Annotated in this window: 11 protein-coding genes; 6 read left to right on the top strand and 5 right to left on the bottom strand. The window is 67.7% G+C overall.

From position 1 onward, the window contains the following. Window positions 1-120 precede the first annotated feature (120 nt). The 6 genes from QOZ81_RS08390 to QOZ81_RS08365 all read left to right on the top strand — a co-directional run bounded on the left by QOZ81_RS08390 (window position 121) and on the right by QOZ81_RS08365 (window position 6,197). Complete coding sequence (locus tag QOZ81_RS08390; protein WP_291198967.1) at window positions 121-2,346, top strand: NADP-dependent isocitrate dehydrogenase; 2,226 nt, start codon at window positions 121-123, stop codon at window positions 2,344-2,346. 93 nt (window positions 2,347-2,439) lie between these two features. Continuing rightward, entirely contained in the window at window positions 2,440-3,048 is a 609-nt protein-coding gene (locus tag QOZ81_RS08385; protein WP_291198969.1) for a YigZ family protein, read from the top strand. 200 nt (window positions 3,049-3,248) lie between these two features. Further along, a complete protein-coding gene (locus QOZ81_RS08380) occupies window positions 3,249-3,674 on the top strand; it encodes a LiaI-LiaF-like domain-containing protein (RefSeq protein WP_291198971.1) in 426 nt (141 codons plus the stop codon). Next, window positions 3,671-4,381 carry a LiaF transmembrane domain-containing protein gene (locus QOZ81_RS08375; RefSeq protein WP_291198973.1) on the top strand — a complete coding sequence of 237 codons (711 nt, stop codon included), beginning with the start codon at window positions 3,671-3,673 and terminating at the stop codon, window positions 4,379-4,381. The genes QOZ81_RS08380 and QOZ81_RS08375 overlap by 4 nt, the downstream gene beginning before the upstream one ends. Next, the gene (locus QOZ81_RS08370; RefSeq protein WP_291198975.1) at window positions 4,381-5,445 is read left to right on the top strand and encodes a sensor histidine kinase; all 1,065 of its coding nucleotides are present in this window, start codon (window positions 4,381-4,383) and stop codon (window positions 5,443-5,445) included. Before QOZ81_RS08375 ends, QOZ81_RS08370 begins: the two co-directional genes overlap by 1 nt. After that, window positions 5,442-6,197, top strand: coding sequence for a LytR/AlgR family response regulator transcription factor (locus QOZ81_RS08365; protein WP_291198977.1), 756 nt, complete (start codon window positions 5,442-5,444; stop codon window positions 6,195-6,197). The genes QOZ81_RS08370 and QOZ81_RS08365 overlap by 4 nt, the downstream gene beginning before the upstream one ends. 212 nt (window positions 6,198-6,409) lie before the next feature. Here QOZ81_RS08365 and QOZ81_RS08360 read toward each other — a convergent pair whose 3' ends face one another. From QOZ81_RS08360 to QOZ81_RS08340, 5 genes are all read right to left on the bottom strand, one after another. Further along, the gene (locus tag QOZ81_RS08360; RefSeq protein WP_291198979.1) at window positions 6,410-7,624 is read right to left on the bottom strand and encodes an SCP2 sterol-binding domain-containing protein; all 1,215 of its coding nucleotides are present in this window, start codon (window positions 7,622-7,624) and stop codon (window positions 6,410-6,412) included. A gap of 139 nt (window positions 7,625-7,763) precedes the next feature. After that, a complete protein-coding gene (locus QOZ81_RS08355; protein WP_291198981.1) occupies window positions 7,764-9,074 on the bottom strand; it encodes a M56 family metallopeptidase in 1,311 nt (436 codons plus the stop codon). Then, window positions 9,071-9,457, bottom strand: coding sequence for a BlaI/MecI/CopY family transcriptional regulator (locus QOZ81_RS08350; RefSeq protein ID WP_291198983.1), 387 nt, complete (start codon window positions 9,455-9,457; stop codon window positions 9,071-9,073). The genes QOZ81_RS08355 and QOZ81_RS08350 overlap by 4 nt, the downstream gene beginning before the upstream one ends. 83 nt (window positions 9,458-9,540) lie before the next feature. Next, complete coding sequence (locus tag QOZ81_RS08345) at window positions 9,541-10,737, bottom strand: hypothetical protein (protein ID WP_291198985.1); 1,197 nt, start codon at window positions 10,735-10,737, stop codon at window positions 9,541-9,543. Window positions 10,738-10,797: 60 nt separating this feature from the next. Continuing rightward, the gene (locus tag QOZ81_RS08340) at window positions 10,798-11,727 is read right to left on the bottom strand and encodes a polysaccharide deacetylase family protein (RefSeq protein WP_291198987.1); all 930 of its coding nucleotides are present in this window, start codon (window positions 11,725-11,727) and stop codon (window positions 10,798-10,800) included. Between the last annotated feature and the right edge of the window lie 26 nt (window positions 11,728-11,753).

The following is an 11,753-nucleotide window of genomic DNA, read 5'->3' as shown; positions in this document are numbered from 1 at the left end:
GGAAAGCCGCTTGAAGCAGGGCTATCCCCGTGGGAGCCTGCCTTGTTACCCGTTCTTTCGAACCCGCGTGAGCCCCCGGTCGGCCGACCCGGGGGGGAGCCCGACACCCAAGGAGACCCCATGACGACCCAGAAGATCATCTGGACCGAGATCGACGAAGCCCCCGCGCTGGCCACCTATTCCCTGCTGCCGGTCATCCAGGCCTTCACCCATGGCACCGGCATCGAGGTCGAGACCTCGGACATCTCCCTGGCGGGCCGCATCCTGGCGAACTTCCCCGACAACCTGACGGCGGATCAGAAGATCCCCGACAACCTGGGCGCCCTGGGCGAGCTGGCCCAGAAGCCCGAAGCCAACATCATCAAGCTGCCGAACATCAGCGCCTCGATCCCCCAGCTCATCGCGGCCATCAAGGAACTGCAGTCCCAGGGCTTCAAGCTCCCGGACTACCCCGAGCAGCCCAAGGACGAAGCCGAGAAGGCCATCCAGGCGCGCTACGCCAAAGTGCTGGGCAGCGCCGTGAATCCCGTGCTCCGCGAGGGCAACTCCGACCGCCGGGCGCCGCTGTCCGTGAAAAACTTCGCCAAGCAGCACCCCCACAAGATGGGCGCCTGGGCCCCCGACTCCAAGGCCCGCGTGGCCCACATGAGCGGCGGCGACTTCTACGGCAGCGAGACCTCCACCACCGTGGCCAAGGCCACCACCGTCCGCATCGAGTTCGTGGGCGAGGACGGCGGCGTGAAGGTCCTCAAGGAGAAGACCGCCCTGACGGACGGCGAAGTGATCGATTCCTCCGTGATGAACGTGAAAGCCCTGCAGGCCTTCTACGCCGAGCAGATCGAGGCGGCCAAGAAGGACGGCCTGCTGCTGTCCCTGCACCTCAAGGCCACCATGATGAAGATCTCGGATCCCGTCATGTTCGGCCACGCCGTGTCCGTCTTCTACAAGGCCGTCTTCGAGAAGCATGCGGCCGTGATCAAGGAGCTGGGCGTCAACACCGCCAACGGTCTGGGCGACCTCTACGCCAAGATCCAGACCCTGCCCGAGGCCAAGCGCGCCGAGATCGAGGCCGACATCATGGCCGTCTACCCGACCCGCCCGGCCCTGGCCATGGTGGACTCCGACAAGGGCATCACCAACCTGCACGTGCCCAACGACATCATCGTGGACGCCTCCATGCCCGTGGTGGTGCGTGATTCCGGCAAGATGTGGGGTGCCGACGGCAAGCTCCACGACACCCTGGCCATGATCCCCGACCGCTGCTACGCCACAATGTACAAAGCCATCATCGAGGACTGCCAGCAGCATGGCGCCTTCAACCCCGCCACCATCGGCAGCGTGCCCAACGTGGGCCTCATGGCCCAGAAGGCCGAGGAGTACGGCTCCCACGACAAGACCTTCTTCGCTCCGGCGGCTGGCGTCATCCGCATCGTCGATGCCGCGGGCGCGACCCTGCTGAGCCAGAAGGTCGAGGCGGGCGACATCTTCCGCGCCTGCCAGGCCAAGGACGCGCCCATCCAGGACTGGGTGAAGCTGGCGGTCTCCCGCGCCCGCATCACCGGCGCGCCCGCGATCTTCTGGCTGGATAAGAACCGCGCCCACGACGCCCAGATCATCGCCAAGGTCGAGACCTACCTGAAGAACCACGACACTACGGGTCTGGACATCCGCATCCTGCATCCCGTGGACGCCATGAAGCTCTCCTGCGAGCGCATCCGCAAGGGCCTGGACACCATCTCCGTCACGGGCAACGTCCTGCGCGACTACCTCACGGACCTCTTCCCCATCATCGAGCTGGGAACCAGCGCCAAGATGCTCTCCGTCGTGCCCCTGCTGGGCGGCGGCGGCCTCTTCGAGACCGGCGCGGGCGGCTCGGCCCCCAAGCACGTCCAGCAGTTCCAGAAAGAGGGCTACCTGCGCTGGGATTCCCTGGGCGAGTTCTCCGCTTTCGCCGCCTCCCTCGAGCACGTGGCCAACGCCTTCAAGAACGCCAAGGCCGCTGTGCTGGCCGAGACGCTGGACCAGGCCATCGCCAAGTTCCTGGACAACGACAAGTCCCCCGCCCGCAAGGTGGGCCAGATCGACAACCGCGGCAGCCACTTCTACCTGGCCCTCTACTGGGCCCAGGCCCTGGCCGCCCAGACCAAGGACGCTGAGCTGCAGGCCCGCTTCGCCAAGGTCGCCCACGCTCTCGGGGACAACGAAGCCAAGATCAACGGCGAGCTCATCGGCGCCCAGGGCAGCCCCGTGGACATGGGCGGCTACTACCACCCCGACAAGGTGAAGACCGGCAAGGCCATGCGCCCCAGCGCCACCTTCAACGCGATCATCGACGGGTTGAAGTAGTCCGTCGCTCAGGGGCGTCGTCCCACAGCTGACAAGGGCCCGCGAATGCGGGCCCTTGTTGATTCCAGTCAGAGCCCCATCCATGCTGAGTTCATGCGTCGGTTGAAGGAGGCTGCGAGCCATCGGTTCCGGGAGAAGGCCTCGGTCTTCCTGACGGAACTGCATCCAGCACGGGATGCGGTGGAGCGGGCGGCGGTGCTGGCCTCCCTGCGCAAGCGCGACTTCGACGCCACCCACCACTGCAGCGCCTGGCGGGAGGGGGTGCCGGTCGGGGCCTTCGGCACCGACGATGACGGCGAGCCCTCGGGAACCGCGGGTCGGCCCATGCTGGCCGTGCTGGAAGGGGCCCAGGCCACGGACCTGATCGCCGTCTGCATCCGCTGGTACGGCGGCACGAAGCTCGGCACCGGCGGTCTGGTGCGGGCCTACACCGAAGGCGTGCAGGGGGCCCTGGCGGCGGCGGATGCCCAGGGCGCCTGGGAGGAGGTCCGCATCGTCCGCACCGGGGAGATCCAGGTCCCGGCCGCCCAGGCCCACCTGCCCTTCGCGTTGCTGGGGGCCTTCCCCGGGGCCGTGGTCCAGGAGCAGACCTTCGAGAGGGAGGCCGCCATCCTCCGGTTCGTGTGCCCCCCTGAGCTGGTCGAGGCCCTGGAGCACGCCTGGCAGGAGCGCAGCCGGGGCGGGTTGATTCGCTGGGACTGACCGCTCGCCGACTCCCGCCCCCCGTTCACCGATCCCCGCCCTGGCCGGAAGCGGAAGGCCCGTAGCTTGATCACACGGGAGGAAGACCCCATGGTCCAGACCGGTTGGTTCATCGACAGCGCCTGGTGGTGGCTGGCGTTGTGGCTGCCCTCCCTGGCCTTCGTCATCCCCTTCGGTTCAGGCAGAAAGGAACACCGCTCATGAACACCCAGGAACGCCCACCCCTCTTCTCGACGAAGCTGGTCTTCGGCCTCACGGTGATCGCCCTGGGCCTGATCTTCATGGCTGACACGCTCCGCTGGTACGACGCCTGGCACCTGCTGACCTGGTGGCCCCTGGCCCTCGCCGCCTTCGGCCTCGCCCGCCTGACCCAGGACGGCATCCTCAGCCTCCGCGGCCACATCTGGCTGGGGTTCGCCGTCGCCGGCTTCATCTCCCAGTTCGGGCCCTGGGGCCTGCTGGAGCGCTGGTGGCCGGCCTTCATCGTCTGGGGCGGCATCATCGTGACGCTGCGAGCTATCTTCCCCCAACCCAAGCGCCTCAAGAAGGCCAAGGCGGGTTCCCCATCGCCAACCCCCGCTGATTCCTGTGATCCTGGAACCGATGCCACGCAGGTGAAACCATGAACGCCCCCGACGAAACCAAGGCCCCGAGCCCCTTCAGCCCCAAGCTGGTGCTGGGCGTGGCCATCATCGTGGCGGGCCTGGTGCTCACCCTCGACAACCTCGGGCTCATCGAGGCCCACACCATCTTCAAGCTCTGGCCCCTGGTGCTGGTGGCCATGGGCATCGCGAAGATCCGCCAAGAGGGCAGCGGCGGTGGCATGGGCGGATGGTTCCTCGTGCTGGGCGGGTCCTTCTTGCTGCTCTTCTCCTTCGCCCGGGGTCACCTGGCCGAGGCCCTGGCGCCCATGCTGGTGGTGGCTGTGGGCATCCTCATCGTCATCAAGGCCCTGAAGCAGAACCGTGGCGTGCCCCCGGAGCTGGCCCGGTCCGAGGACTTCCTCCAGGGCACGGCGATCTTCGGGGGTTTCAAGCGCCGGGTGCTCACACAGGCCTTCAAGGGCGGCGAGCTGACGGCCATCTTCGGCGGCTACGAGGTCGACCTGCGCCAGGCGGCCCTGGAGTCAGGCCAGGCCCGCATCGACGTCTTTGTGCTCTTCGGGGGCGGCGAGATCCGCGTGCCCGAGGGCTGGGAGATCGCCAACCGGGCCACGGCCATCGCCGGCGCCCTGAACGACAGCACGCACCATGGCCCCAGCACGGTGGAAGGCCGCCCCCGCCTCGTGATCACCGGCCTGATCCTCTTCGGCGGCACCGAGGTGAAGTCCTAATGCACCCCCTGCTGGCCAGCCGCGCGCGCTTGGGGGCCTACCTCCTGGGGTGGGCCCCCATCGCGCTGCTGCTGACCGGCATTGCCCGCAGCCAGGGCTGGACCTGGGCTGAAGCGGCCTGCCTGGCCCTGCCTCTCTGCCTGTTCGCAGCTCTGCTCTTCCTCTCGGCCTGGTTCCTCTGCCGGGCCCTGCCCCTGGGCCGCACCATCGATGGCCTGGGGGCCCACGGCGCCGCCTGGGGCATGGCCGCCGTCCTCATGGGCGGACTGTGGGCCGGCCTGGCCTGGATCCTGGCCCGCCTCCTGGCCTGGATTCCCGGCCTGGGCGCCCTGCCCCAGCGGGTGGGCACGGCTCTGCCGGTGCTCACGGGCCTGGGCATCCTCCTCTACCTGGCCTCCGTGGCCCTCAGCTACCTGATGCTGGCCCAGGACCGGGCCGTCGAGGCCGAGCGCAAGGGTGCGGAACTGCAGCTGCTGGCCCAGGAGTCCGAGCTCAAGGCCCTCCGCGCCCAGCTGAATCCCCACTTCCTCTTCAACAGCCTCAACTCCCTGTCGGCCCTGACGGCTGTGGACCCGGCCCGGGCCCGGGAGATGTGCGTGCTGCTCTCCGATTTCCTCCGCCGCAGCCTGGGCCTGGGCGAACGCCGGCTGGTGGCGCTGCGCGAGGAACTGGAGCTGGCGCGGGCCTACCTGGCCATCGAGCAGATCCGGTTCGGGGCCCGCCTGCAGCTTGCCTGGGTGGTGGATCCCGCGGCAGAGCCGGCGCTGCTGCCCACCCTGCTGCTGCAGCCCCTGGTGGAGAACGCCATCAAGCACGGCATTGCGGCCCTTCCCGAGGGCGGCACCCTGCGCGTGGCCGCCGAGGTGTTGGAGGGATACGTCGTCCTGAAGGTGGACAACCCCCTGGACGCGGATTCACCGGCCCCGCAGGGGCTCGGGATCGGCCTGCGGCAGGTCCGCCAGCGCCTGCTGGGGCGCTTTGGCAGCCGGGCCCGTTTCGAAGCCGGTGTGCAGGACGGCAGCCATCGAGTCACCCTGGTATTCCCGCTCGAGGTGGAACCATGAAAGCCCTGATCATCGACGACGAGGACCTGGCCCGCGCCGTGGTGCGCGAGCACCTGGCGGCCCATCCGGACGTGGAGGTCGTGGGCGAGTGCGCCAACGGCTTCGAGGCCATCAAGGCGGCAGCCCAGCACCAGCCGGACCTGATCTTCCTGGACATCCAGATGCCCAAGCTGGATGGCTTCGAGGTGCTCGAGCTGCTCGAGGCCGAGGGCAAGCGCCCGGCGGTGGTCTTCGTCACGGCCTATGATCAGCACGCGCTGCGGGCCTTCGAGGCCCACGCGGTGGACTACCTGCTGAAGCCCTTCTCGAAGGAACGGTTCGACTCGGCCCTGGCCAAGGCGAGGGCCCTGCAGTCGGCCCAACCCACAGCACCTCCGGCCCCGGCCGCGGACCTAGCCTCCAGCGCCCGTCAAGGCCGTCCCCTGGAACGCATCGTCGTGAAGGACGGGCCCAAGGTCACCGTGGTCCACCTGGACCGGCTCGACTGGGTGCAGGCCCAGGATGACTATGTGCTCCTGCGGACCGAGGGGAAGAACCTGCTCAAGCAGCAGACCCTGGCGAGCCTGGAAACCCAGCTCGATTCGAGCCGCTTCATCCGCATCCACCGTAGTTACATCCTGAACCTCGACCGCCTTGTCCGGATCGAGCAGGACTCCAAGGAACACCGCGACGCCATCCTTCGGGACGGCACCCGCCTGCCCGTGAGCCGGGCGGGATTCCAGCGTCTCCGCGAACTCTGGGAAGGGGCCTGATCAGATCGGAGCGTGCAGCCGGCACGGGTGGCAGTCGCAGTGTCCACACCGTCCACTACAGGGCAGGCCATTGTCCATGGGAGGATCCAGGTCCTTCATGGGGGCCGGTCGTTCCATGGTCGGTACCGCCTTCGCCATCCGCACCACCCCGGACCCCATGTCTGCCTTGGGGGTGGTCTGGGGTTTGCGGGCGGTCCCTCTGGGCATGGCTGTCAGGCCTCCGGCCGCCGGAACGACTTCGCCACCTTCTGCATGAGCAGGGGATCACCCTCGATCTGGATCTTGCCGGTCATGAAAGCCTCCTGGGCGTTCAGCGTTCCGGTGCTCATGGCGACGAAGTCATCAGCCTTCGCTTTGAGGAGCGTATCACAGGGCTTCAGCAGGCGGGGGAAGACCATGCAGGCGCCGTGTCGGATTAACACTGTGTAGCCCATGTCGTCGATCTGGTAGCCCACCACGGCCTCCAGGTCGCCGGCCTTCTCGGCGTTGAACCGCTCCGGCATGGACTCGAGGAGGCCCTGGGCCGGGTTCACATCCGCATCGAAATGGGCTGTGTAGGCCGCCACCTGGCTCATGTCGCCCTTCACGGTGATGGCACCGCCCAGCAGGGCCGCCACCAGGTTCAACTTGCCGGCGTTGAGCGCGGCGAAGTCGGCATCGGAGATGCCCAGGGCCGCGCCACCCTCCACCTCGCCTGGACGCACAGAGAGGCCCCCGGGGCTGAAGTCCAGGCGGTAGGGCACGCCGTCCACCTTCACTTCCAGCGTTCCGCTGGCCCCGCCCCGGTAACGGCGGCGCAGGGTCGCCAGGGCCTTGCCTCCCGGCGTGTCGGGAAAGCTGATCTCGGGCTCGGCAGACCAGGCCTTCCAGGCCTGGCGCAACACCACCATGTCGCCGGCAAAGCGGAGCTGGCCGCCCAACAATGCCGGGCCCGGATCGGACACCCCGCAGACCAGACCGCGCACCGCCGTCTCGTCTCCGGCCACTTCGGCGCCTTCGCCCCAGCTTTCGCCGCCAATGGTGACCTTGAGGCCCGCCCCGGCCAGCGCCAGCCGCGCCGGCACCAGCTCCTTGAGCGGCTTCACCGGCCCGCCCTGCTTCTGGGGCTTCTTGAAGAACTTGGGGAATTTCTGGAGCAGGCCCAGATCGCCGGTTCCCTTGAGCTTGCCGGTCATGAAGGCCTGCATGGGGTCGAGCTTGCCTTCGTTCAGGGCGATCCAATCCTCGGTCGCGATCACCACCACGGAGGTGGCGTCCGGCTTGGCCTCCCGCTTCAGGGAGAAGGCCCCGTTCTCGATGAGGCAGGTGTAGTCGCCGCCCCCTTCTCCGGTCACCTGGTAGTAGACGGAGACCGTCAGACCCTGGGCCTTCTCGGGCAGGAAGAGCTCGGGCATGAGCGCAAAAATGCCGTCCACCGTCAAAGCCATCAGATCACCTCGGGATTGTGGATCGAGCATGGCCGGGCGTTCGGACTCCGCGCAACGGTTACCAGAGGTCAAGCTCCACCATGCCCACCCGCCGACGGAAAAGGGGCCTCTCGGCCCCCTCTCCGGAAACGGGAATTCCCTATCTCAGACGGAACGGCATCGTCAGCTTGAAGCGCGCGGGGACCACTTTCCCCTTCACCCTGACTGGTTCGAACTCCCAGGCCTTCGCATAGTCCACCGCGCAGGCCTGAAGCTCGGGTGGACCAGACTCCGCCTTGGCCTCGGTGACCTTGCCATCTATGCCGATGGTGACGACCACCACCACCGTGCCCTGGATGCGGGCGGCCTTGGCTTCGGATGGATAGCGGGGGGCCTCGGGCTGGTGCTTGATGCGTACCTTCTTGAAGTCCGTCTCCATGGGACCTGCCGTCGGGGCCTTCGGCGCGTCGGAGGCGGCCAGGGTGGCGGCCCCGAGGGCGGCCACCAGCAGGATTGCGGGAAGCAGGGCGGCCAGGGGGGCCGCAGGATCGTGGGTGATTCGGGGGCGCAGCAGGCGCTGGGTGCGGGACATGAGACGACCTCCACTGGCCGCGGGGGCCAGGTCGGAAACGAACGTGGGTTGCAGTCGGAGTTCCTCCAGCCCGGCGAGGGCGGAGGCGTAGAGGATCGGATCGCCGCAGGCCCGCACGGCTGCGTCATCGCAGCAATGCTCGCGCTCCTGGCGGATGCGCCGGGAGAGCCACCAGACAGCGGGGTGGTAGAACAGAAGGGCTTCCGCGAAGGTCTGGACGAGGTTCGCGAGGAAATCGCCCCGGCGGACATGGGCCAGTTCATGGGCCAGCACCGCCTCCAGTCCTTCCGGTGGAAGGGCCAGCAGGGCCGCAGCCGGGACGAGCACCACGGGCTTGAGCCAACCCAGCACCACCAGCGAATCCACCTGGTCGGAAAGCCCCAGGCGGACAGGAAACTGAACGCGGCTGCGGATCCGCAGCGCCTCGAAGCGCGCCAGCCATTCGGCGGGCGGAGGCAGGAAGCTGCGGAGGCAGGTGCCATAGAGCCAGGCCATGGACCGTCCCAGTTGGACGAGCCGCAGGCTAAAACCGAGGACCCAGGCCAGGAACAGCCCGGGGATCCAAGGGCCTAGGGCCTGGCGCAGCTGGGGCAGCCAACCGGAAGCCCCGCGCCCCTCAGCCAGGGGGGTGATGAGCACGGCGTCGGCCCCAGCCAGGGGATCGCCGCCGGCAGAGAGCCAGACCAGGGTCCCCGCGAAGGCGAGCACCAGCAGGCCGAGCGCCCCTGCGGCGAGGGCATAGCGGAATTCTGCTGAACGGTGTCGCGCCAGACGCAGCGCCACGGCTGCCAGCAGACCCGCCAGTGCGCCCTGCCAGAGGCTGTGGAGCAGGGTCCAGCCCATGGCCCGGAGGAGGGGGATCGAAGCCAGCTCGTTCATCGGATCCTCCCCTTGGCCTGGTTCAGCAGCTGGCGGATGTCCTCCAGTTCCTCGGCCGAGGCGGGCTCGGCTTCGAGGGCCTGGAGGACCAACTCCCGACGGCTACCGGCGAAGGCCTTGTGCAGGAGCTCCTTCAGCAGGCAGCGCTGGGTCTCGGCTTCACCCTGGAGTGGCCGGTAGGTGTGGGAGCGCGCGCGTTCGTCCCTTGCCACCAGGCCCTTCTCCACCATGATCTGCATGAGCTTCAGCACGGTGGTGTAGCCCATGTCCCGGTCCTTCGACAGTTCGGTGTGCACGTCCCGCACGGTCGAGGGGCCCTGCGACCAGAGCACCCGCAGGATGGCGAGCTCACCATCGGAAGGGCGGATGGGCGCGGTGGACATGGGGCCTCCAGGGGATCTGGAAACAACATACGAACTGATTCGTAATTTGTCAACGAACCGGTTCGTACTTTTTGGGCCTGCCCCTACCGGAGAGACTGGACGACCAGTTTCACATCCTTGCGGGTGGTGGTGACCTCCAGGGTCACGGGTGTGCCAGGGGCGGCATCCTCACGCCATTGCACCAGGTAGCGGGAGCCGAACACCTGGATGCCCTGACCGAACTGGGTCTCCACTCCGATGCTCAGGGGAAAGGCGAAGCCACCGGTGGCGGGGGCAATGGTGCCGATCTGCCCCATGACATTCTGGCCGGCCCCCGCCACGGAGTAGAGCGTGACGCCAGCGGAGACGGCCCTGGCCTTCAAATCGGCCTGGAGCAGAGTCAAGTCGCGGGTGGCCAAGGAGGCCGCTTCGGCGGGCCCTCCCATGTCGCCCCTTTCCCGTACGAAACCTGTGCCAGTCGTGTCACCGGGCCTGCGATCAGGTCGTGTCGCAGCCTGTTTGACACTCGGATGGGTGAGATCGTCTGCTTCACACCGAGAGAAGACCACCAGGTGCTTTTGGCCGGGCATCGAGGCCAACTGATCGATGATTCCACCCAGAACTTTCGCTTCGCGGGCCACCGTCGCGAGCAGTCCAGAAACAAACCCAGGGTTGTTCAGGTTGAGCCGATCGAGGACGCTGACTCCCCGCTGATCGATGGTTCCCTTCGCCCAACCGGGAGCGCCACTCCGGAACTGGACGAGCAGGGCCGTCAGGGCCTCCTGACCCGGTGAACCGTCCGCCGCATCCGTGAAGTCCGCTCGATATCCCGCGCCCTGGAGGGATTCCTTGGAGATCCCCACTAGTCCCTCGGGCAGCAGGTTCGGCACCTTGGCCAGCGCCTCTGCCCAGAGCCCGCGCCGCAACGAAAAGCCCGGCATCAGCGACTCCAGGGAGTCCTTGCCCCGGATCACGATGAATACACGGTCTCCGTCCGGAACCTTCGTCAGGAAATCCGCCGCCGCGATGAAGGCCGTGGCACGCATGTTCGTATCCCGGATGGGTTCGAAGACCAGAACCCAGGACTGGGCGGCCTCCGCGGTCTGGGCCGGCGTCTTCACCTGGATCGGGGTTTGTATCTTGCCATCGACCTTCACACGGAACTCTTCTGGCTTCAGGTCGCCCACCATGGCGCCGCGCCCGTCCAGGGCCAGGACCCAGGCCTGGTTCCGGGGCTGGGCCGGTTGGCCGGCCAGCAGGCCCAGGCCAAGGATGAACCCGATCTGCCAACGGTGAAGCATGCGCGGCTCCTTCTTTGTGGATGGATGGATCCCCATTTCACCACAGTTCAGCGCCCCGGCTCACAGTCCCAGCTTGTCCAGGCGCTCCGTCAGCCGGCCCTCAGAGAACAGCAGGTCGTCGGGATCCGTGGCCTTGGCTCGCCAGGCCTGCACAAACCCCTGCTGCCCCCGTTCGGCGGCCACGGCATCGGCCAGGGCCTCGCCCCCTGGCAAGTTCTTCGGCATCAGGGCGTAGGCCGGATCCTGGAAGGCCTCGCTGGGTCCAATCCACGTCCAGCCTTTGGCGCGGAAGAAGTCGATGACGTCCCCCAGGAAGAGGCCGTTCAGCAGGCGGCTGTGCACGAGGATGACGTGGGGGATCTCCCGGCCGAAGACCTCGCGACTCCAGGCATCGTAGAACCGGGCGCAGGCCCAGAGGTGCTTCAGGTAGAGGTCGCGGTAGGGCGCCAGATCCGCAGAGGGTTCCCGCTCCAGGCGCTTCCGCAGGCGTTCGTCCAGCAGCCAGTCCGCCGTGTCGATGCTCACGTGGCCGATGGCGTCGCCCCGGGCCGTCAGGAAGGCATAGAAGCCGTCCCGCTTGGCGGCCGTATTGCCGGCCCGGAGGAAGGGGTAGCGGTAGCGCTTCGTGAACCCGGGCAGGTCCCGGATCAGGGCCTCTCCCTTGAGGACGTCCGCCTCATAGGCATCGAGGGTCACCTCGTCGCGGTTGAGGTCCCAGTGGCTGTAGCTGTGGTTGGCCAGCAGGTGTCCGGCCTGGCTCCAGGCCTGGAAGATCGCCTTCCCCTCGCGGGAATCGCCGCCATTGACGCCGTTGGTGAACAGGATGGCCTGGACCTTCCGTGCCTTCAGGGCAGCCAGCATGGCCTGGTGCTGGGCCGGTGCGGCCATCCGGGGCGCGGGCCGCAGGAAGGGGGCATCGTCCAGGCTGAGGGCGACCTTCTGCGCCGGGAGCGGCAGGGTAATCAGCAGGATCAGCAGTCGCTTCAGCAAGGTCCCTCCAAAGATTCCCGCCTCAA

This window comes from Geothrix sp. (genome assembly GCF_030219325.1).
Taxonomy (GTDB): domain Bacteria; phylum Acidobacteriota; class Holophagae; order Holophagales; family Holophagaceae; genus Geothrix.
The sequence above is the reverse complement of the archived record's forward strand: the minus strand, read 5'-3'. Positions and strand labels throughout refer to the sequence as shown.